The 21,529-nt window shown below is 41.5% G+C and carries 18 protein-coding genes; 14 read left to right on the forward strand and 4 right to left on the reverse strand.

Annotated elements, in window-relative coordinates; genetic code table 11:
• Positions 1-61 precede the first annotated feature (61 nt).
• On the forward strand, positions 62-1,252 hold the full coding sequence (gene metK, locus M1F63_RS03280) for a methionine adenosyltransferase (RefSeq protein WP_247940705.1): 1,191 nt from the start codon (positions 62-64) through the stop codon (positions 1,250-1,252).
• Between the two features lie 66 nt (positions 1,253-1,318).
• On the opposite strand, the gene M1F63_RS03285 is transcribed toward metK, so the two are convergent.
• Together M1F63_RS03285 and M1F63_RS03290 are read right to left on the reverse strand one after the other, a co-directional pair.
• Positions 1,319-1,618, reverse strand: a complete 300-nt coding sequence (locus M1F63_RS03285) for a DUF1827 family protein (RefSeq protein ID WP_000767205.1) — start codon at positions 1,616-1,618, stop codon at positions 1,319-1,321.
• A 58-nt stretch (positions 1,619-1,676) separates the two neighbouring features.
• Positions 1,677-2,129 (reverse strand): NUDIX hydrolase, encoded by a 453-nt coding sequence (locus M1F63_RS03290; RefSeq protein WP_247920413.1) that lies wholly within the window; start codon positions 2,127-2,129, stop codon positions 1,677-1,679.
• 176 nt (positions 2,130-2,305) lie between these two features.
• Here M1F63_RS03290 and M1F63_RS03295 point away from each other — a divergent pair, with 176 nt between their 5' ends.
• On the forward strand, positions 2,306-3,208 hold the full coding sequence (locus M1F63_RS03295; RefSeq protein WP_247920414.1) for a helix-turn-helix transcriptional regulator: 903 nt from the start codon (positions 2,306-2,308) through the stop codon (positions 3,206-3,208).
• A gap of 54 nt (positions 3,209-3,262) precedes the next feature.
• Positions 3,263-3,877: a GyrI-like domain-containing protein gene (locus M1F63_RS03300; RefSeq protein WP_247940706.1), complete on the forward strand. Its 615-nt coding sequence runs from the start codon at positions 3,263-3,265 to the stop codon at positions 3,875-3,877.
• A gap of 42 nt (positions 3,878-3,919) precedes the next feature.
• On the opposite strand, the gene M1F63_RS03305 is transcribed toward M1F63_RS03300, so the two are convergent.
• A complete protein-coding gene (locus M1F63_RS03305; RefSeq protein ID WP_247940707.1) occupies positions 3,920-6,178 on the reverse strand; it encodes an ATP-dependent Clp protease ATP-binding subunit in 2,259 nt (752 codons plus the stop codon).
• 237 nt (positions 6,179-6,415) lie between these two features.
• A complete protein-coding gene (locus M1F63_RS03310) occupies positions 6,416-6,646 on the reverse strand; it encodes a YkuJ family protein (protein WP_084853867.1) in 231 nt (76 codons plus the stop codon).
• Between the two features lie 191 nt (positions 6,647-6,837).
• Between M1F63_RS03310 and M1F63_RS03315 the strand changes: the two genes are divergently transcribed.
• The 11 genes from M1F63_RS03315 to M1F63_RS03365 form a co-directional block, all read left to right on the forward strand.
• Complete coding sequence (locus M1F63_RS03315; protein ID WP_247940708.1) at positions 6,838-7,521, forward strand: amino acid ABC transporter permease; 684 nt, start codon at positions 6,838-6,840, stop codon at positions 7,519-7,521.
• Positions 7,521-8,255, forward strand: coding sequence for an amino acid ABC transporter ATP-binding protein (locus M1F63_RS03320; protein WP_000140925.1), 735 nt, complete (start codon positions 7,521-7,523; stop codon positions 8,253-8,255). Before M1F63_RS03315 ends, M1F63_RS03320 begins: the two co-directional genes overlap by 1 nt.
• 33 nt (positions 8,256-8,288) lie before the next feature.
• Complete coding sequence (locus M1F63_RS03325; RefSeq protein ID WP_247940709.1) at positions 8,289-8,609, forward strand: TfoX/Sxy family protein; 321 nt, start codon at positions 8,289-8,291, stop codon at positions 8,607-8,609.
• Positions 8,610-8,757: 148 nt separating this feature from the next.
• Positions 8,758-9,615: a bifunctional methylenetetrahydrofolate dehydrogenase/methenyltetrahydrofolate cyclohydrolase gene (locus M1F63_RS03330; protein ID WP_247940710.1), complete on the forward strand. Its 858-nt coding sequence runs from the start codon at positions 8,758-8,760 to the stop codon at positions 9,613-9,615.
• Positions 9,616-9,619: 4 nt separating this feature from the next.
• Positions 9,620-10,393: an HAD hydrolase family protein gene (locus M1F63_RS03335; RefSeq protein WP_000673625.1), complete on the forward strand. Its 774-nt coding sequence runs from the start codon at positions 9,620-9,622 to the stop codon at positions 10,391-10,393.
• Between the two features lie 58 nt (positions 10,394-10,451).
• Positions 10,452-11,303 carry an NAD(P)H-hydrate dehydratase gene (locus M1F63_RS03340; protein WP_247940711.1) on the forward strand — a complete coding sequence of 284 codons (852 nt, stop codon included), beginning with the start codon at positions 10,452-10,454 and terminating at the stop codon, positions 11,301-11,303.
• Between the two features lie 199 nt (positions 11,304-11,502).
• Positions 11,503-13,992 (forward strand): bifunctional DnaQ family exonuclease/ATP-dependent helicase, encoded by a 2,490-nt coding sequence (locus tag M1F63_RS03345; protein ID WP_425608234.1) that lies wholly within the window; start codon positions 11,503-11,505, stop codon positions 13,990-13,992.
• A 5-nt stretch (positions 13,993-13,997) separates the two neighbouring features.
• Positions 13,998-15,221 (forward strand): FtsW/RodA/SpoVE family cell cycle protein, encoded by a 1,224-nt coding sequence (locus tag M1F63_RS03350; RefSeq protein WP_000830415.1) that lies wholly within the window; start codon positions 13,998-14,000, stop codon positions 15,219-15,221.
• A gap of 10 nt (positions 15,222-15,231) precedes the next feature.
• Positions 15,232-15,786, forward strand: a complete 555-nt coding sequence (locus M1F63_RS03355; protein WP_000246651.1) for a DJ-1 family glyoxalase III — start codon at positions 15,232-15,234, stop codon at positions 15,784-15,786.
• Positions 15,787-16,157: 371 nt separating this feature from the next.
• Positions 16,158-17,021: a helix-turn-helix domain-containing protein gene (locus tag M1F63_RS03360; RefSeq protein WP_000909920.1), complete on the forward strand. Its 864-nt coding sequence runs from the start codon at positions 16,158-16,160 to the stop codon at positions 17,019-17,021.
• Positions 17,022-17,107: 86 nt separating this feature from the next.
• The coding region (locus tag M1F63_RS03365; protein WP_247940713.1) for a glycoside hydrolase family 70 protein at positions 17,108-21,529 on the forward strand (4,422 nt) is incomplete at its 3' end.

Below are 21,529 nucleotides of genomic sequence, written 5' to 3' on the forward strand. Positions count from 1 at the left end.
GTAGTTTTCCTATCAGTACTTTGTAACTCTATAACAATATTTTTTAAGGGGGGACATTTTTATGTCAGAACGTAAATTATTCACGTCTGAATCTGTATCTGAGGGGCATCCGGATAAGATTGCAGACCAAATTTCAGATGCGATTTTGGATGCTATTTTAGCAAAGGATCCAGATGCGCACGTTGCTGCTGAGACAGCTGTCTACACAGGTTCCGTCCATGTTTTTGGTGAAATTTCTACAAATGCTTATGTGGATATCAACCGTGTGGTTCGTGATACCATTGCAGAGATTGGTTATACCAATACAGAGTATGGTTTTTCTGCGGAGACGGTGGGAGTTCATCCATCGCTTGTTGAGCAGTCACCGGATATCGCCCAAGGTGTTAACGAAGCCTTGGAGGTTCGTGGGAATGTAGATCAAGATCCGCTGGACTTGATTGGTGCTGGAGACCAAGGTCTTATGTTTGGGTTTGCAGTGGATGAGACAGAAGAACTCATGCCTTTACCAATCTCACTTAGTCACAAGTTGGTTCGTCGTTTGGCAGAACTTCGTAAGTCTGGTGAAATCAGTTACCTTCGTCCAGATGCTAAATCACAAGTTACGGTTGAGTATGATGAAAATGATCGTCCAGTACGTGTGGATACAGTCGTTATTTCAACTCAGCACGACCCAGAAGTTAGCAATGAACAAATTCATAATGATGTGATTAGCAAGGTTATCAAGGAAGTTATTCCAGCATCTTACTTGGATGAGCAAACCAAATTCTTCATCAATCCAACTGGTCGTTTTGTAATCGGTGGACCTCAAGGAGACTCAGGTTTGACTGGTCGTAAGATTATCGTGGATACCTATGGTGGCTACTCTCGTCATGGTGGTGGTGCCTTCTCAGGTAAGGATGCGACGAAGGTGGACCGTTCAGCCTCTTATGCGGCTCGCTACATTGCCAAGAACATCGTTGCAGCAGGCCTTGCTAAGAAGGCAGAAGTGCAATTGGCCTACGCTATCGGTGTGGCGCAGCCTGTTTCTGTTCGTATCGATACTTTTGGTACTGGAACGGTAGCTGAAAGCAAGCTAGAAAAAGCAACGCGTCAAATCTTTGACCTTCGCCCTGCGGGAATTATCCAAATGCTGGATCTCAAACGACCAATTTACCGTCAAACAGCGGCTTATGGACACATGGGACGTACAGATATTGACCTTCCATGGGAACGTTTGGATAAGGTAGACGCTTTGAAAGAAGCTGTGAAATAAAAAAGATTGGTAGCTGTGCACTGCCAATCTTTTTTGCAAAAGAAAACCAGCTTTTGGCTGGTCTTCTTATTTTATAGGGATTGAAATCTCAATCAATTTATCTGAATAAAGCGTCTTGATATTGGCTTCATCAATGCTTCCTTTGTCGATTTTACGTTTTAAGAAGAAGTCTTGGATGGTTTCGATTTCAGGTTCACGAATAGCACGGTGTTTGTTGGAAATGAGGATTTCATAGTGAAGCGGGGCTTGCGTGAAAACTACATCTGTGTTTCCAGCAGAATAGACCTCGACAAGAGTTGCGTCTGTGCTTTCTAATTGGCTTTTAACAAGTTGCGAGTGTGAGTTTGTCGTATTGATAAGCTTCATAACAGTTCCTCCGATTTTCTAACTCTATTATAGCACTTTTTGGATAAAATCGTGTATTTTAGCCAATTCCATGCTGGATTTTCCAAGAATCTATTCCCCATTTATGGCTACCACGTTTGAGTTTTTCAATTGCCTCATCAATAGGAAACCAAGCAATATGATTAAAATCTTCCAATGGTTCTTGTACTTCTTGGAAAGAAGTGGCTTCGTAGAGATACGCTGGATTGTAGTAGTAGGTATCACGGTGGCGAGAGTAAAAATACTCATCAGCTTGTCCATAATAGGTTCCGATTTTAGCTGTAAAGCCAAGTTCTTCGATTAGTTCTCTCTTCAGTGCTTCTTGATGATCTTCGCCTGCTTCAATCTCTCCACCTGGCAAGAACCAAGCACCATTGGGGGCTTGAACTAGGACAATTTGTTTTTTCTCCGCATCCGGAATAACTGCGTACACACCATAGCGTGGCTGGTAGGTCACATTTTCTTTTTTATCACCAAAAGTTGGGTTCGCCATTGCATTTTCCTCATTCTCTAGTATCTTTATTATTATCATAATGGACGAGGGGCAAGCTGTCAAGAATAAACCAACGAACTGGTGCAGAAAAAGCTACTTTGTCTTGGTCAATCCTTGTCTAGTTAAACTTTCCAACCCTAGCTCTTTAACTGGTATAATAAAAGAGAGGTGATTTTATGGCAGAATCAAGACTATTTCGTATCCTATATCTATTTTTAGAAAAAGGCAGTACAACGGCTCCTGAATTAGCCCGATTATTTGAAGTATCTGTACGAACGATTTATCGCGATATTGAGCGATTGAGTATGGCGGGGATTCCTCTATATTCGATACCTGGGAAGGCGGGCGGAATCTTTTTAATGAAGGACTTTGTTCTGGATCGTACTCTCGTATCGGAGGATGAAAAATTAGAACTTCTATCAGCTTTGCAAGGAATTCAAGCCCTGACCAATGAAAGGCAAGATCTGTTACTTGAAAAGTTGGAATCTATTTTTCAAGTTTCTACTAGCCCTTGGATAGAAGTAGACTTGACTGACTGGAGGAAGCGAGAAGGTCAAAAAGAATTATTTGATAACATCAAACATGCTATTCTAGAGAAAAGGCAACTGGTGATTACTTATCTAGGTGGGTGTGGTCAGAAAACGATTCGTACAGTCGAGCCCTTTAGACTAGTATTTAAAAAGAGAGATTGGTACCTTCATGCCTACTGTTGTTTGAAGGAAGAGTGGCGTTTTTTCAAATTGTCTAGAATTAGGAATTATCACCTAACAACTGAAACTGTGAAGCAGAAAAATGTGGGGGATTGGGTTGATGGTTCAGATCAAGTGGCACATCAAATCGAAGTTTCCTTGAAGTTTAGTCCCAAGCTTGCTTTCCGGGTTTATGAAGATTTTTCAGAAGATGAGATTAGCTTGGGGAAAGATGGGTGTTATTATGTCAAGACAGTCCTACCAGAGCATGAAAGTCTGTATACTTACCTCCTGTCTTATCTAGATGGGGTGGAAATACTCGCCCCCAATCATCTGAAGAAGGAATTGCTTTTTAGATTAGAAAAAATCCAAAAACTTTACAAACCTTGACAAAAGATGTCAGGGTTTTGGTGCTATACTAGTGATAGAAAGGAGAAGAACCAAATGAAATACGAATGGAGAAAAGAAGCGAAAGCTCTTTATCAAGTGAAGGCTAGGCCCAGCATCTTGCAGGTGCCAGGTCAATCCTATATCGTGATTGATGGTAAAGGTGATCCAAATCAAGAAGATTTTTCAGAACGCGTAGGGGTCTTATATGCCTTAGCCTATGCGATAAAGATGAAGTATAAAAAAGCTCCTCTGGATGAGGTTTACACTGATTTTACAGTCTTTCCTTTAGAAGGTGTATGGAAAAAGGAGAAGGAGGGAGAACTGGTAAAAAGTGAGCTTTCTTATAGCATTATGATTGGGCAACCCGATTTTATTACGAGAGAACTATTTGAAAAAGCTTTGGAAGAGGTCAAAATCAAGAAGCCAAATCTTCTTTATGAAGCTATTCGTTTTGAAATGATAGAAGAAGGCCAAAGTCTTGCTATGCTTCATGTAGGACCTTTTGATACTGAAAATGAGACTTTTGCAGAGATGGAGCATTTTTGTCAACTTCATAAACTCAAAAGAACTTCGGAAGTCCACCGAGAAATTTATCTCACTAATCTTCATCGAACGGAGCCAAGCAAATTAAAAACAATTCTTCGCTATCAAGTTCAAGAAGAGAATTAAAAAAAGAACAGGAAATCTTGTTTCCTGTTCTTTTTATGAGATTTATTCTTCTATTTCAGAAGCAATCTCTTCTGTTTTCTCAGTTTTTTTGGCAGATTTGATTTGAATATTGCCATTGCTTGTCATGACTGCCTTGAGGGCTTTCTCACTTGGATTTTCAAGGTAGAAGTCAGTGATGGCATCCTCAATATGGTCTTGGATGGTACGGCGGAGTGGGCGTGCTCCCATTTTTGGATCATAACCTAAGTCAACCAACTTTTCCTTGACCTTGTCTGTCACATCGAGGTGGATATTGTTGCTAGAGAGGCGTTTGTTGACATCCGCTAGCATGAGTTCGACGATTTGGAGAAGGTTGTCCTTGCTGAGAGGTTTAAATTCGATGATGCCATCAAAACGGTTCATAAACTCTGGACTAAAGAAGTTGCTGAGTTCGCCGAGAACAGAGTTGGTACGTCCTTCACGAGCCGCCCCAAAACCAACACTGGCTTCGGCCTTTCCAGTACCCGCATTTGAGGTCATGATAATGATAGCATCCTTAAAGCTAACTGTACGTCCTTGCCCATCAGTCAAACGACCATCGTCCAAGACTTGAAGGAACATGTGCATCACATCTGGATGAGCTTTCTCGACTTCATCGAGAAGGATGAGAGAATATGGATTGCGACGAACTTTTTCCGTTAACTGACCAGCTTCATCATAGCCGACATAACCTGGAGGGGCTCCGACCAATTTAGCCACACTGTGTTTTTCCATGTATTCACTCATATCAAAGCGAATCATGCTGTCAGCAGAACCAAAGAGCTCAATGGCTAGTTGTTTAGAGAGTTCTGTCTTACCGACGCCAGTTGGTCCGACAAAGAGGAAACTTCCGATTGGCCGATTAGGAGTTCCAAGTCCAACACGATTACGACGGATGGCTTTGGCAATCTTATCGACAGCTTCATCTTGACCAATGACATGAGCTTTGAGGTCGTCTGCTAGATGGATAAGCTGAGACTGTTCTTTTTCTTTGAGTTCTCCAACAGGGATATTGGTTTTCTGCTCAATGATATGTTCAATGGTTTTCTCGCTGATGATTGGAGTATCCTGATCGGTCACCTTATTTTTCTGCATTTCCTTGTACTTGGCAATCTGATCACGGAAATAAGCAGCCTTTTCAAAGTCTTCCTCTCGTGTAGCCTGAGCCTTTAGATTCTCAGCTTCAATTAAACGCTGATCAATCACTTTAGGATCAACAAAGTTCAGCGTTAGATTCATCTTTGAACCAGCTTCGTCCAACAGGTCAATAGCCTTGTCTGGCAAGAAGCGGTCTTGGATGTAGCGGTTGGAAAGATTTGCAGCAGCTTCGATAGCAGCATCAGTATACTTGACGTGATGGTAGTCTTCGTATTTCTTTTGAACCCCTTTAAGGATGATAATGGTTTCTTCGACAGTTGGTTCATCTACCTTGACAGGCTGCATACGGCGCTCTAGAGCAGCATCTTTTTCAATGATGCGGTATTCATTGAGAGTAGTGGCACCAACCATTTGCAGTTCACCACGGGCAAGGGCAGGTTTGAGGATATTTCCTGCATCCATATTGCCATCGCCTGCTGATCCCGCGCCAACAATTTCATGGATTTCATCGATAAAGAGGATGATATCCTCGCGTTTGCGGATTTCTTCCATGAGCTTTTGCATACGCTCTTCAAACTGGCCTCGGATACCCGTTCCTTGGACTAGACTGACCACATCCAAACGGATGACCTGCTTGCCTTGTAGTTTATGGGGAACATCACCATCGACGATTTTTTGAGCTAGACCTTCAACAACAGCTGTTTTACCAACACCTGGTTCTCCGATAAGGACAGGGTTGTTCTTGGTTCGACGGTTGAGGATTTCGATAACGCGGATAATCTCTTCATCTCGACCGATAACAGGGTCAATATCTCCCCGACGAGCAATCTCAGTAATATTGATACCGTATTCCTCAAGGAGTCCTCTTTCTTGGCTAGGAGGTGTTTGAAGTGGGCCGCGGTTTTGAGGTCCATAACCACCGTTTCCTCCATATCCCCCACCAGATTGAGTTGGAGGGACGTTATTAGAAGAAGGTTTGAAATTGTTCAAATCATTGAAAAAGTCGCCAAATGGATCAAAGTCATGATTATTTAAGTCAGTCATTCCTTTAAAGAGGGTATTATTTGGATCTGTTTTGATAATTTTATAGCAATTTTGACAAAGATCAATTTGCTTTTGCTGTCCATTGATATTGGTATACAGATGAATTGTTGAGTCGTTAATTTTACAGTTTTGACAGAGCATACATCTACCTCATTTCATTCTTATTCTTGGTCTAAGAAAAAGGTCAAGAATAGTCAAAGTTTTATACTCTCATTATAGCATGATTAAGGTGTAAAGCAAGTAAAAAGATTGGGAAGTGGTCGTTTTTAAAAGAAGGATTTATGGAGAATCCAGCGACATTGAAGGTAAGAAAAAATCCCATTTGTGGTGACAAAAAGGATTCTCATTCATCGGGCCTTACTGCCCGTTGTTTTTATATTAGTAAAGGAGTTCGTAGATCTCCATTGCAATCAAATCAATGCTATCAAAGGTATAAGTTTCACGAGCCTCTACATCGCGAAGGGTGAAGAGTGATCCGTTTTCGTCGTCGTGGCTGTATGCAACTTCTGCCACAACAACACCTTCACGTTCAAAATTACGTTTTAGATTTCCACCATCTTTTGTCATTGCTTCTAGGCGGTTAATGATTCTAACCAAATGTGATTCCATTTTGATTCTCCTCCATTTCTTATCGTTTCTATTTTACCATAAACAAGAGGTAGTTGACTAGAAAAAAACTGTGATTTCTCTCTATTTCTCTATTCTATCAAGTTAATTGTTAAAATTAGAGAAAAAGGATTGCATTTTAATTCAATTCATGTTATAATCATACAATCTAATACATAGAAAGTTGATTGAATATGAATTTTTCTTTTTTACCAAAGTATTTACCATATTTTAACTATGGTGCTCTGATTACCGTATTGATTTCCATCCTTGTCGTCTGCTTAGGGACCATTATAGGTGTGTTACTGGCCTTTGCCCAACGTTCACGCTTTAAACCGCTCGTTTGGTTTGCGAATGTCTATGTTTGGATCTTCCGTGGAACTCCGATGATGGTTCAGATTATGATTGCCTTTGCTCTTATGCATATCAATGCTCCGATTATTCAAGTGGGAATTTTAGGAGTTGATCTTTCTCGTTTGATTCCTGGTATTCTGATTATTTCTATGAACAGTGGTGCTTACGTTTCAGAAACTGTTCGTGCGGGGATCAATGCGGTTCCTAAAGGGCAGTTAGAGGCTGCATATTCTCTAGGTATACGTCCCAAAAATGCCATGCGTTATGTCATTTTGCCACAAGCTATCAAGAATATTCTTCCAGCGCTGGGAAATGAATTTATCACCATTATCAAGGATAGTTCCCTCTTGTCGGCAATTGGGGTGATGGAGTTGTGGAATGGTGCAACGACAGTAGCAACAACAACTTATTTACCGTTGACTCCCCTTTTATTTGCAGCCTTTTACTATTTGATTATGACCTCTGTTTTGACAGTGGCGTTGAAAGCATTTGAAAAACATATTGGACAAGGAGACAAGAAATAATGACAGAAACCTTGATTAAAATTGAAGAACTACATAAGTCTTTTGGGAAAAATGAAGTTTTAAAAGGCATCAACCTTGAGATTAAACGAGGAGAAGTTGTGGTCATTATTGGTCCGTCAGGGAGCGGGAAATCAACCCTCCTTCGTTCGATGAATCTCCTTGAAGAAGCAAGTAAAGGTAAGGTTATCTTTGAAGGAGTTGATATCACAGATAAGAAAAATGACCTTTTTGCCATGCGTGAAAAGATGGGCATGGTATTCCAACAATTCAACCTCTTTCCCAATATGACAGTGATGGAAAATATCACTTTGTCACCAATTAAAACCAAAGGTGAAAGCAAGGAAGTTGCGGAGAAAAGAGCACAGGAACTGTTAGAAAAAGTTGGCTTGCCAGATAAGGCGACGGCTTATCCACAGAGTTTGTCAGGTGGTCAGCAGCAACGGATTGCTATTGCACGTGGACTTGCTATGGAACCAGATGTTTTGCTCTTTGATGAGCCGACTTCAGCCCTAGACCCGGAGATGGTTGGAGAAGTTCTAGCTGTTATGCAAGACCTTGCCAAGTCAGGGATGACTATGGTGATTGTGACTCATGAAATGGGCTTTGCGCGTGAGGTAGCAGACCGTGTTATCTTTATGGCAGACGGGGTTGTTGTCGAAGATGGAACACCAGAAGAGATTTTCGATCAAACAAAAGAACAACGGACCAAGGAATTTTTGAGTAAGGTTTTGTAAGACCTCATTTTTAGAAGAAATGGAGTAGGTATCATGGCTTCCAGTAAAGAATATTTAAACTTTATTCTCGAACAGCTATCAGAGCTAGAGGAGATGAGTTATCGTCCAATGATGGGAGAGTATATTCTTTATTATCGTGGAAAGATTATTGGAGGAATCTATGATAATCGTCTGTTACTGAAGCCTGTGAAGCTGGTCTTGGATCAACTGGGACAGACTAGGCTTGAACGTCCTTATGAAGGAACTAAGGAGATGATTTTGATAGAAGATATTGAAGATAAGTCATTTCTAGCGAGACTAATCAAGGAGATGTATGAAGTTTTGCCTGCTCACAAGGTCAAAAAGAAAGAATGACAAGTTTACCTAGTATAAATAAGCATAAAAGCTCGACAAGGGCTTTTTCTTATAGTTTCAGACTATAGGGTCCATTAGGCAAGAAGTGTTAGGATGGCGAATTATTTTTTGATATAATAGAGGATATTTGATAGAAAAGAGAAGAGATATGGCACAGATTATTGATGGGAAGGCTCTTGCAGCTAAGTTACAAGGACAGTTGGCTGAAAAGACGGCCAAACTAAAAGAAGAAACAGGTCTAGTTCCAGGATTGGTAGTGATTTTGGTGGGGGACAATCCTGCCAGCCAAGTCTACGTTCGCAACAAGGAACGGTCAGCTCTCGCTGCTGGCTTCCGTAGTGAAGTCGTGCGAGTTCCAGAGACCATTACCCAAGCGGAATTGTTAGACTTGATTGCCAAATACAATCAAGATCCAGCTTGGCATGGGATTTTGGTCCAGTTACCTTTGCCAAAACATATTGATGAAGAGGCAGTTTTATTAGCCATTAACCCCGAAAAAGACGTGGATGGTTTCCATCCCCTAAACATGGGTCGCCTCTGGTCTGGTCATCCAGTTATGATTCCTTCGACACCTGCAGGAATTATGGAGATGTTTCATGAATATGGGATTGAGCTAGAAGGTAAAAATGCGGTTGTTATCGGTCGTTCAAATATTGTTGGAAAACCGATGGCTCAGCTTCTTTTAGCTAAGAATGCGACTGTGACCTTGACCCACTCACGCACCCATCATCTTGCCAAGGTGGCTGCTAAGGCGGATATCCTTGTCGTAGCTATTGGTCGCGCCAAGTTTGTGACTGCTGACTTTGTCAAACCAGGAGCGGTTGTCATTGACGTTGGGATGAACCGAGATGAAAATGGCAAGCTTTGTGGAGATGTTGATTATGATGCTGTTGCACCACTTGCTAGTCACATCACACCTGTACCTGGTGGAGTTGGACCTATGACGATTACCATGCTAATGGAGCAAACCTATCAGTCAGCGCTTCGAACACTAAACAAGGACTAGGAAGATGAAATTCGTATTTGACCTGGATGGAACGCTATCTTTTGACTACATGACCATAGATGAGGAGATTCAGCAGGTTCTTTTAAAGGCTGAAGATTATGGGCATGAGCTTGTGTTTGCCTCAGCCCGCTCTTATCGGGATTGTTTGGGTTTATTAGGTTCTGAACTCAGTCAGCGCTTAGTCATAGGTTTGAATGGTGGCGTAGCCTATCATTTAGGGAAGGCTATCTTCGAAAGGAATCTTGATGCTAGAGTTTATCAGGCGCTAGTGGATTATTGCCAGACTTATAATCTCCCTTTCTTTGTAGATGATTGCTTTGACTACAGTGGTCAGATTGTAGAGAAGATTCCATTTATTTCCAGTGTGGATCCCCTAAAGGTGGCTCGTCATCAGAAACTTGAGGACTTAGGGACTCCGATTAAGGTAGTCGTTTATATGGGTGACCATGAGGATTTGCTTGATGATCTGCTTGGTCAGCTAGAAAGACTAGGCCAGGCTCATCTCTCCTATCATGCGCATGAAAAGTGCCTTTATGTTAATCCCTTGGATACTCATAAGGCGACAACTGTTGAAAAGTTATGCGGGGAGAACTTCATCGCTTTTGGAAATGACCAAAACGATATTGAATTGTTTAAAACGTCTCTTTATTCAGTCCAGATAGGAGACTTTGCTGGCCTTACTCCATATGCAGATGACACGTTAGAGCTAAAAGGAGAACCTTCTCCAGCAGTGGCAGCTAAAATCTTACAGACCTTTGCGGAATTTAAGGGAAAATAGTGTAGAAGGAGGTTTGCCCCTCCTTTTGTAGTATAATGGAGTGAGAGGGGAAAAAACGATGAAAGTGATTGATCAAGCTTTACTAGAAAAAGTCATTATTGAACGGCCTTGTCACAGCCATAAAGGAGATTACGGGCGCCTGCTCTTGCTGGGAGGGACCTATCCTTATGGGGGAGCTATCATCATGTCAGCCATTGCAGCTGTCAAAAGTGGGGCAGGGTTGGTGACTGTTGGCACGGATAAGGAGAACATTCCGGCTCTGCACAGTCATTTACCTGAGGCTATGGCTTTTTCACTTAAAGATCAGCAATTGTTAAAAGAGCAGTTGGAAAAGGCAGAAGTTGTCTTGTTAGGTCCGGGTTTGCGAGAGGATGCATTCGGAGAAGAACTCGTAAAACGAGTCTTTGACAGCCATAGAAAAGACCAGATTTTGATTGTAGATGGCGGCGCTTTGGGCATCTTAGCAAAAGCTCATTTTCCATTCCCATCTAGTCAGCTCATCCTAACTCCCCACCAAAAGGAATGGGAAAGACTGTCTGATATAGTTCTTGACCATCAAAATACAGAGACGACTGCTAGGGCTCTTTCAGCGTTTCCTCAAGGAACGATTCTAGTCGAGAAGGGGCCAGCAACTCGTATCTGGCAAGCTGGTCAACCTGAATATTATCAGTTACAGGTTGGAGGCCCCTATCAAGCAACTGGTGGAATGGGAGATACTCTGGCTGGGATGATTGCAGGTTTTACAGGTCAGTTTCACCAAGTCAGCCTCTATGAAAGAGTGGTGGTAGCGACTTACCTTCATTCAGCTATCGCGCAAGAACTAGCTCAAGAAAACTACCTTGTCTTGCCTACCGAAATTAGTAAAGCTCTTCCGAAAACAATGAAAAAAATATCTCAAAAAGGCAGCTAATACCTTGGTTGCCTTTTTATGTTGATGTAGCTTTGTTGATAAAGTTTTCAAATACCTCAGAACCAGCGACCAACTGCTGAACTTGTGTGAAATTCTCTCTTTTAAGGTCTTGATTTTTACTCAAACTCGCAAGGAAAGTGAGATTGTTATCAAAGTTGAGGGGTGTCAAATCATGCTTTTTTTGATATAATTTTTAATGATGAATGCGAGAAATGATCGGTATGTGGTCGTTGATTTAGAGGCGACCAGCACCGGAAGCAAGGCAAAAATTATTCAAGTAGGCATTGTGGTGATTGAGAATGGTGACATCATCGATCAGTATGCGACCGATGTCAATCCCCACGAACCCTTGGATTCTCATATCAAAGAATTAACGGGTCTGACCGATCAGCGTTTGGCTGCGGCACCAGAGTTTTCTCAGGTGGCCGGAAAAATTTTTGAATTGGTTAAGGACGGTATTTTTGTTGCGCATAATGTACAGTTTGATGCTAACCTTCTTGCAGAATTCCTCTTTTTTGAAGGATATGAATTGCGTACACCGCGGGTGGATACAGTTGAGCTTGCCCAAGTTCTGTATCCTCAGTTTGAAAAGTATAACTTAGGTATCCTTTGTCAAGAGCTGGGCATTGAGCTGGAACATGCCCATACTGCCCTGTCAGATGCTCAGGCAACAGCTGAACTCTTGCTTTACATGCGTCAAAAACTATTTGAGTTACCAAAAGGGCTCTTAGAAAGCTTGTTAAACCTTGCAGACAACCTTCTCTATGAAAGTTATCTGGTGATTGAGGAGGTCTATCAGCAACAATCTCTCTTGTCTTTACCGGACTTGATGGAACTTCATGGGCTTTTTCTCAGAAAGGAAAGCAAAGGCTTAGTCCCACGAAAGTTATCCAAAGATTTTGCTAAAAATATTTCTTTATTGGGGCTGGAGGAGCGTCCGCAACAGTTGGAATTTGCGGAGAAGGTTGAGCACTTATTGGAAGAACACCAGACTTCTTTTATCCAAGCTCAAACGGGACTGGGCAAGACTTATGGTTATCTCCTCCCAGCTTTGAACTCGGAGAGTCAAGCAGGGATTTTAGTGAGTGTTCCGACCAAAATTCTTCAAAATCAGATCATGCAAGAAGAAGGTCAGCGTTTAAAAGAGGTTTTCCATCTGGAAATCCATAGTCTCAAGGGGCCTCAAAATTATTTAAAACTGGATGCCTTTCACCGAGTTCTCCATCGATCTGAGTCCAATCGCCTTTTCACACGCTTTAAAATGCAACTGCTCATCTGGCTTACGGAGACAGAGACTGGTGATTTGGACGAAATCGGGCAACTTTATCGCTATCAACACTTTCTGCCTGAACTAGTCCACGATGGCAAGCTTTCAAAGAAAAGTTTATTTGCTACAGAGGATTTTTGGAAACGAGGGCAGGAAAAGGCAAAAACCAGTCGTGTTCTCTTGACTAATCATGCCTATCTGGTCACTCGTTTGGAAGACAATCCAGAGTTTATCGACAACCGTTTGGTGATTTTGGATGAAGCTCAAAAAATGCTACTAGCTCTCGAAAATCTAGCCCAGCAGGCTTACCGCCTTGAGGAACTTGTAACTCAAATTGAAAAGTCCTTGGAGTCAGAAGAAGATTTGATTCAGAAACGCTTGCTTGAGAGTATAGGTTTTGAATGTCGTTACTTGATGGAGCAGTATCAATCAGGTCTTAAGAATGGAAAGTGGTTGGATTCTCTCGAACACTTGCGCCAGCATTTTTCGGAGTTAGCTCTCCCAGAGTATAGAGAGATTGCAAACTTTTTCACCTCGGACCGTGAATTTTGGCTTGCTACAGCAGAAAAATCGAGCAAGGATGTCTTGATTTGTTCAAGTAAAAAAGGCCGCTTTATACTAGCAGACTTATTGCCAGAAGATTGTAGGCTCCTAGGAGTATCGGCCACTCTTGAAATCAGCAATCGGGTTTCCCTAGCAGATTTATTGGGATTTCCGGATGCTCCGCTTGTTAGGCTTGATGTAGCAAAACAGGAGCAACAAGAAGTCTTTCTAGTCGATGATTTTCCTCTTGTGACAGAAGTTTCACCTGTTGACTATGCTAGTGAAGTGGCTTCTGTTATCCGAAGGTTACAAGCCTTTCAAGAACCCATACTGGTCTTGTTTACTTCAAAAGAAATGCTGCTGGCAGTTTCGGACCTGCTCGACCAACCGCATCTAGCTCAGTATAAAAATGGGGAACCAAGCCAACTGAAAAAACGTTTTGAAAAAGGTGAACGCCAGATCTTACTTGGAACAGGTAGTTTCTGGGAAGGGGTTGATTTTTCAACCCATCCTTGCGTGATCCAAGTGATTCCGAGATTGCCTTTCCAAAATCCCCAAGAACCGTTAACAAAAAAATTAAACCAGGAACTGCGTCAAGAAGGGAAAAATCCTTTCTATGATTATCAGTTACCGATGGCGATTATTCGGCTAAAACAAGCTCTGGGCCGTACTGTTAGAAGATCTGACCAAGGTTCGGTTGCTGTTATCTTAGACAGTCGTGTCGTTAGCAAGCGTTACGGCAAACAAATCGCCCAGGCCTTGTCAAAAGAAAGGGCTGTTCAGGTTCTTTCTAGAGAACAGCTAGAGCCTGCTGTAGCTGATTTTCTCCAATCTCGTCGCAATAGAATGAAAGAAAAATCCAAGAAAGAGAAAAGGTAAAAAATATGAAACGTTCCTTCGACTCTCGAGTCGATTATAGCCTCCTCCTACCAGTGTTTTGTTTACTGGTGATTGGAGTAGTGGCCATTTATATAGCAGTTAGTCATGACTATCCAAATAATGTATTACCAATTCTAGGTCAGCAAATCGCTTGGATTTCCTTGGGCCTTGTCATTGGTTTTGTGGTCATGTTCTTTAATACCGAGTTTTTATGGAAGGTGACTCCCTATCTTTATGGTCTAGGGCTAGCTTTGATGATCCTACCTCTTGTTTTCTACAATCCAAATCTTGTAGCGTCAACAGGTGCCAAGAACTGGGTATCGATTGGTGGAACGACACTTTTCCAGCCATCGGAATTCATGAAGATTTCCTATATCTTGATGTTGGCTCGAGCCATTGTAAGATTCACTCAAAAACACAAGGAATGGCGACGGACTATTCCCTTGGATTTCCTACTGATTGGTTGGATGATCGCCTTTACCATACCAGTCTTGATCCTCTTAGCCCTACAAAGTGACTTAGGGACTGCCTTGGTCTTCGTAGCTATTTTTTCCGGTATGGTTCTCCTTTCAGGTGTTTCGTGGAAGATTATCATTCCTGTTTTTGCGACAGGAGTGACTGCTGTTGTAGGCTTCATGGCCATCTTTATAAGCAAGGATGGACGTGCCTTCTTGCATCAGATTGGGATGCCAACCTACCAGATCAACCGCATCTTGGCTTGGCTCAATCCCTTTGACTTTGCACAAACAACAACATATCAACAGGCGCAGGGACAAATTGCGATTGGAAGTGGTGGCTTGTTTGGACAAGGTTTCAATGTGTCCAATCTCCTCATTCCAGTACGTGAGAGTGATATGATTTTCACCGTAATTGCAGAAGACTTTGGCTTTATTGGTTCAGTCTTTGTGGTTGCTTTATACTTGCTTCTCATCTACCGTATGTTGAAGATTACGCTCAGGTCAAATAACCAGTTCTACACCTACATTTCGACTGGTTTTATCATGATGTTGCTCTTCCATATCTTTGAAAATATCGGCGCTGTGACAGGCTTACTTCCTTTGACAGGGATTCCTCTACCATTTATTTCTCAAGGGGGATCCGCAATTATTAGTAACCTCATCGGTGTCGGTCTCCTCTTGTCTATGAGTTACCAGACAAACCTAGCGGAGGAGAAAAGTGGAAAAGTTCCATTCAAACGAAAGAAAGTCGTCCTAAAACAAATCAAATAAGGAGGCCACTATGGCAACAGTAGCAGTTATCTTAGCCCAGGGTTTTGAAGAAATCGAAGCCTTGACAGTAGTTGATGTCTTGCGTCGAGCAAACATTACATGTGATATGGTAGGATTTGAAGAGCAGGTGACAGGATCGCATGGCATTCAGGTGAAAGCTGATCGTGTTTTTGATGGCGATTTGTCCGACTATGACTTGGTCGTTCTTCCGGGTGGTATGCCAGGCTCAGCTCACCTACGAGATAATCAAGCGCTCATTTCACAGATTAAAGCCTTTAACCAAGCAGGAAAGAAAATTGCTGCCATCTGTGCAGCCCCAATCGCTCTTCATCAAGCAGGTGTCCTGAAAGACAAGCACTTTACTTGTTATGACGGAGTTCAGGAGCAAATTACTGACGGAATTTATCAAAAGCAAACAGTAGTTGTGGATGGCAATCTAACAACTAGCCGAGGACCGTCAACCGCACTTGCCTTTGCCTATGAATTGGTAGAGCAATTAGGAGGAGATGCTGAAAGTTTACGAGACGGCATGCTCTATCGAGATGTCTTTGGAAATCAACAGTAAGACGAGAGTTCGGCTCTCGTTTTTTAATTTACTCCATGTCTAAAAAATGTTTCAGATGATTGTCTTGCGATTTTATATCAAACTTTTATAAATCAATCAAGATTCGTTTAACATAAGAAGGAATCTATCTCTAGAAATGTTAGTGTTTTCAAGTTGTTAGATAGAATAGTTCAGATTTCTACTGAAATCAATAGATTCATGAAAAGATATAATATTCAATAAATGCTATATTAAACGGTCTTATCATGCGAATTAATCTGCTTGTATTAATTTGAAATATAAAGTACTTTCTCTGTAATATAATTGAAACATGTTACTAGTATATTAAAATTAGTAAGAATTTTTTGCATATACGAAACTGGGGGAGTGATATGTTGAAAGCATTTGGAAAAATATTCAAAGTCATTAGAGAATCAAAAAAAATGTCCCTGAAAGAGGTAGCTGCTGGTGATATTTCCGTAGCTCAGCTATCCCGTTTTGAACGGGGAGTTAATGGGATCACACTTGATTCTTTTTATTGCTGTTTAAAAAATATGGCCGTTTCCCTAGAGGAGTTTCAGTATGTTTACCATAATTACATTGATTCAGATGATGTGCTGTTTTCAAAAAAAGTAGCTGATGCATATCAGGAAAACAATGTTGTCAAGCTCCAAAATATTTTGTCAAGCTCAGAAGCTTTGACCGAACAGTTTCCTGAGAAGAAAAACTATAAACTCAATACGATCATTGTCAGAGCTCTTCTGTCTTCCTGTTGCTCAGATTTTCAGATTAGCAAGAAGGATATAGAATTCCTGACGGATCATCTCTTTTCTGTTGAGGAGTGGGGACGTTATGAACTCTGGCTTTTTACAAACAGTGTTGATTTGATGACCTTGGAAACGTTGGAAACCTTCGCTAGTGAGATGATCAATCGTACCCAGTTTTATAACAACCTACCTGAAAATCGCCGCCGTATTATCAAGATGCTACTTAATGTCATTAGCGTCTGTATAGAAGGAAACCATCTGCTAGTTGCTATGAGGTTTCTCAATTATCTCGACCACTCTAAAATCCCTGAAACAGATCTATATGATCGAACGCTGATTAAGTATCATAGGGCTCTGTATGCCTATAAGGTCGGGAATACTAATGCTCTCAGTGATATCGAGCAATGCCTATCTTTTTTTGAATTTTTAGATTCCTTTGGTGTTGCCCAAAAGCTTAAAGAACAGTTTGAAAGAATTTGCCTTTCATAGTTGTAGATGTGCAACAAAAAAAGATCATTTTGAAAAATATACTAGAATAAGGGCATAACTTTATACTAAATTCAGAAGGAGGTTTTATGATGGAGAAAAAGATTCATTATAAGATGCATAAAGTTAAGAAAAACTGGGTAGCCATTGCTTTGACTACCTTGGCCCTTATTGTAGCACCAAAGGTACTTGGTCTAGAACCAGGCGTTGTCCATGCGGATGATGTAAAGCAGGTTGTGGTTCAAGAACCTGCTACAGCTCAGACTAGTGGTCCGGGTCAGCAAACTCCAGCCCAAGCTAACGTAGCTTCTGAGAAAGAAGCAGAAAAAGCAACCCCTGCAGACAAGGTGACAGGCGATGTTGCTGCTAGTGAAAAACCTGCTAAACCAGCAGAAAATACGGAAGCAACAGTTCAAACCAATGCTCAAGAGCCTGCTAAACCAGCAGATACGAAAGAAGCATCTACAGAAAAGGCTGCTGTTGCAGAAGAAGTTAAAGCTGCTAATGCAATCACAGAAACTCCTAAAACAGAAGTAGCAGAGCAGAATAAACAAGCAGGGCCAACAACTGCCCAAGACCAAGAAGGCGACAAACGAGAAAAATCGGCTGTTGAAGACAAGATTGTTGCAAATCCAAAGGTTGCAAAGAAAGATCGCTTGCCCGAACCTGCTCAAAAACAAGGAGCAGTAGCTGAAAGAATGGTGGCAGATCAGGCTCAACCTGCACCTGTAAATGCTGACCATGATGATGATGTCCTATCTCATATTAAGACCATTGATGGTAAAAATTACTATGTTCAGGACGATGGTACAGTTAAAAAGAACTTTGCAGTTGAACTTAATGGTAGAATACTTTATTTTGATGCAGAAACTGGTGCCTTAGTTGATTCAAATGAATATCAGTTCCAACAAGGAACCAGCAGTCTCAATAATGAATTCTCCCAAAAGAATGCTTTCTATGGTACGACTGACAAGGATATTGAAACTGTAGACGGTTATTTGACAGCAGATAGCTGGTATCGTCCAAAGTTCATCTTAAAAGATGGAAAAACATGGACGGCTTCGACAGAAACAGACTTACGTCCTCTTTTGATGGCTTGGTGGCCTGATAAACGTACTCAGATTAATTACCTCAACTATATGAACCAGCAAGGTCTGGGAGCAGGTGCTTTTGAAAACAAAGTTGAACAAGCTCTCCTGACAGGAGCTTCTCAGCAGGTTCAGCGCAAAATTGAGGAAAAAATTGGTAAAGAAGGCGATACCAAATGGTTGAGAACGCTGATGGGTGCCTTTGTCAAAACCCAGCCAAACTGGAATATCAAGTCAGAGTCTGAAACAACTGGTACTAAAAAGGACCACTTGCAGGGTGGAGCTTTGCTTTATACTAATAATGAGAAGAGCTCTCATGCTGACTCTAAGTTCCGTCTGCTTAACCGTACCCCTACTAGTCAAACAGGTACACCTAAGTACTTCATTGACAAGTCAAACGGTGGTTATGAGTTCTTGCTCTCTAGCGACTTTGACAATTCTAATCCAGCTGTTCAGGCCGAACAACTCAACTGGTTGCATTTTATGATGAACTTTGGAAGCATCGTAGCCAATGATCCGACTGCTAATTTTGATGGAGTTCGTGTCGATGCGGTGGACAATGTCAACGCAGACTTGCTCCAAATCGCATCTGACTACTTCAAGTCTCGCTACAAGGTTGGAGAAAGTGAAGAAGAAGCTATTAAGCATTTGTCTATCTTGGAAGCTTGGTCTGATAACGATCCTGACTACAACAAAGATACTAAGGGTGCTCAACTAGCAATTGACAACAAGCTACGCTTGTCCTTGCTTTATTCATTCATGCGTAATCTATCTATCCGTAGCGGAGTAGAGCCAACGATTACAAATAGTCTAAATGACCGTTCTTCTGAAAAGAAAAATGGCGAACGAATGGCTAACTATATCTTTGTTCGGGCTCATGATAGTGAAGTACAAACTGTTATTGCCGACATCATTCGAGAAAATATCAATCCAAATACGGATGGTTTGACCTTTACCATGGATGAACTCAAGCAAGCCTTCAAGATCTACAACGAAGATATGCGCAAGGCGGACAAGAAATATACGCAGTTCAACATCCCAACTGCTCATGCTCTCATGCTCTCCAATAAAGACTCTATCACTCGGGTCTACTATGGTGATCTCTATACCGATGATGGTCAATACATGGAGAAAAAATCTCCTTACCACGACGCTATCGATGCCTTGTTGCGTGCTCGTATTAAGTATGTAGCAGGTGGACAAGACATGAAAGTCACTTATATGGGTGTACCTCGTGAGGCTGATAAATGGTCTTACAATGGTATTTTGACTTCTGTGCGCTACGGTACGGGTGCTAATGAAGCAACAGATGAAGGAACAGCAGAAACTCGTACTCAAGGGATGGCTGTTATTGCTTCAAACAACCCTAACCTCAAGTTAAATGCGTGGGATAAACTGCAAGTCAATATGGGAGCAGCCCATAAGAATCAATACTATCGCCCTGTGCTTTTGACGACCAAAGATGGTATTTCCCGCTATCTAACTGACGAAGAAGTGCCGCAATCGCTCTGGAAGAAGACAGATGCTAATGGTATTTTAACCTTTGATATGAATGATATTGCAGGCTACAGCAATGTACAGGTTTCTGGATATCTGGCTGTTTGGGTACCAGTTGGCGCTAAGGCAGATCAGGATGCTCGTACAACAGCAAGCAAGAAGAAAAATGCCAGTGGTCAGGTTTACGAATCTAGCGCAGCCCTTGATTCTCAGTTGATTTACGAAGGATTTTCTAACTTCCAGGACTTTGCAACACGCGATGACCAATATACCAATAAAGTCATTGCTAAAAATGTCAACCTCTTCAAGGAATGGGGAGTAACTTCATTTGAGCTACCACCTCAGTATGTATCTAGCCAAGACGGTACTTTCTTAGATTCTATCATTCAGAATGGTTATGCCTTTGAAGACCGCTACGATATGGCCATGAGTAAGAACAATAAATATGGTTCTTTAAAAGATTTGCTCAATGCTCTCCGTGCGCTTCACAGTGTCAATATCCAAGCCATCGCGGACTGGGTACCAGATCAAATCTATAACCTACCAGGTAAGGAAGTGGTAACAGCAACACGTGTCAATAACTATGGAACCTACCGTGAAGGCGCAGAAATTAAGGAAAAACTCTATGTAGCTAATAGTAAGACCAATGGGACTGATTTCCAAGGTAAGTACGGTGGAGCCTTCTTGGATGAGCTTAAAGCTAAATATCCAGAAATCTTTGAACGAGTACAGATTTCCAATGGTCAAAAAATGACAACAGATGAGAAGATTACCAAGTGGTCGGCTAAGTACTTCAATGGTACCAATATCTTAGGTCGTGGTGCTTACTATGTTCTTAAAGACTGGGCTAGCAACGACTACCTCACTAACAAAAATGGCGAGATCGTATTGCCTAAGCAATTAGTTAATAAGAATGCTTACACAGGATTTGTTAGTGATGCCAATGGTACTAAGTTCTATTCAACTAGTGGTTATCAAGCTAAAAATTCCTTTATCCAAGATGAAAATGGAAATTGGTATTACTTCGATAAACGAGGTTATCTTGTAACAGGTGCTCATGAAATTGATGGCAAGCACGTTTATTTCTTGAAGAATGGTATTCAACTTCGTGATTCTATCCGTGAAGATGAAAATGGTAATCAGTACTACTATGATCAAACTGGTGCCCAAGTTCTCAACCGTTACTACACTACTGATGGTGAAAACTGGCGTTACTTTGATGCCAAGGGCGTTATGGCTCGAGGTCTTGTCAAGATAGGAGATGGACAGCAATTCTTTGATGAAAACGGCTATCAGGTTAAGGGCAAGATTGTGAGTGCTAAGGATGGCAAACTTCGTTACTTTGACAAGGATTCAGGAAATGCTGTTATCAATCGTTTTGCTCAGGGTGATAACCCAAGTGATTGGTACTATTTTGGAGCAGATGGAGTTGCTGTGACAGGTCTTCAAAAGATTGGTCAACAAACACTTTACTTTGACCAAGATGGCAAGCAAGTCAAGGGTAAAATCGTGACACTTTCAGATAAGAGTATCCGTTATTTTGATGCTAACTCAGGAGAAATGGCAGTCGGCAAGTTTGCAGAAGGTGCCAAGAACGAATGGTATTACTTTGACCAAACTGGAAAAGCAGTGACAGGTCTTCAAAAGATTGGCAAACAAACACTTTACTTTGACCAAGATGGCAAGCAAGTCAAGGGGAAAGTAGTAACTTTAGCTGATAAATCCATCCGTTACTTTGATGCTAACTCAGGAGAAATGGCAGTTGGCAAGTTTGCAGAAGGTGCCAAGAACGAATGGTATTACTTTGACCAAACTGGAAAAGCAGTGACAGGCCTTCAAAAGATTGGCAAACAAACACTTTACTTTGACCAAGATGGCAAGCAAGTCAAGGGTAAAATCGTGACACTTTCAGATAAGAGTATCCGT

Source organism: Streptococcus oralis (assembly GCF_023109155.1).
GTDB classification, from domain to species: domain Bacteria; phylum Bacillota; class Bacilli; order Lactobacillales; family Streptococcaceae; genus Streptococcus; species Streptococcus oralis_BZ.

Bases quoted from the DNA above. Each gene is read 5' to 3' on its own strand.
- metK (WP_247940705.1), top strand. From the start codon at position 62: ATGTCAGAACGTAAATTATTCACGTCTGAATCTGTATCTGAGGGGCAT.
- M1F63_RS03285 (WP_000767205.1), bottom strand. From the start codon at position 1,618: ATGAAGCTTATCAATACGACAAACTCACACTCGCAACTTGTTAAAAGC.
- M1F63_RS03290 (WP_247920413.1), bottom strand. From the start codon at position 2,129: ATGGCGAACCCAACTTTTGGTGATAAAAAAGAAAATGTGACCTACCAG.
- M1F63_RS03295 (WP_247920414.1), top strand. From the start codon at position 2,306: ATGGCAGAATCAAGACTATTTCGTATCCTATATCTATTTTTAGAAAAA.
- M1F63_RS03300 (WP_247940706.1), top strand. From the start codon at position 3,263: ATGAAATACGAATGGAGAAAAGAAGCGAAAGCTCTTTATCAAGTGAAG.
- M1F63_RS03305 (WP_247940707.1), bottom strand. From the start codon at position 6,178: ATGCTCTGTCAAAACTGTAAAATTAACGACTCAACAATTCATCTGTAT.
- M1F63_RS03310 (WP_084853867.1), bottom strand. From the start codon at position 6,646: ATGGAATCACATTTGGTTAGAATCATTAACCGCCTAGAAGCAATGACA.
- M1F63_RS03315 (WP_247940708.1), top strand. From the start codon at position 6,838: ATGAATTTTTCTTTTTTACCAAAGTATTTACCATATTTTAACTATGGT.
- M1F63_RS03320 (WP_000140925.1), top strand. From the start codon at position 7,521: ATGACAGAAACCTTGATTAAAATTGAAGAACTACATAAGTCTTTTGGG.
- M1F63_RS03325 (WP_247940709.1), top strand. From the start codon at position 8,289: ATGGCTTCCAGTAAAGAATATTTAAACTTTATTCTCGAACAGCTATCA.
- M1F63_RS03330 (WP_247940710.1), top strand. From the start codon at position 8,758: ATGGCACAGATTATTGATGGGAAGGCTCTTGCAGCTAAGTTACAAGGA.
- M1F63_RS03335 (WP_000673625.1), top strand. From the start codon at position 9,620: ATGAAATTCGTATTTGACCTGGATGGAACGCTATCTTTTGACTACATG.
- M1F63_RS03340 (WP_247940711.1), top strand. From the start codon at position 10,452: ATGAAAGTGATTGATCAAGCTTTACTAGAAAAAGTCATTATTGAACGG.
- M1F63_RS03345 (WP_425608234.1), top strand. From the start codon at position 11,503: ATGAATGCGAGAAATGATCGGTATGTGGTCGTTGATTTAGAGGCGACC.
- M1F63_RS03350 (WP_000830415.1), top strand. From the start codon at position 13,998: ATGAAACGTTCCTTCGACTCTCGAGTCGATTATAGCCTCCTCCTACCA.
- M1F63_RS03355 (WP_000246651.1), top strand. From the start codon at position 15,232: ATGGCAACAGTAGCAGTTATCTTAGCCCAGGGTTTTGAAGAAATCGAA.
- M1F63_RS03360 (WP_000909920.1), top strand. From the start codon at position 16,158: ATGTTGAAAGCATTTGGAAAAATATTCAAAGTCATTAGAGAATCAAAA.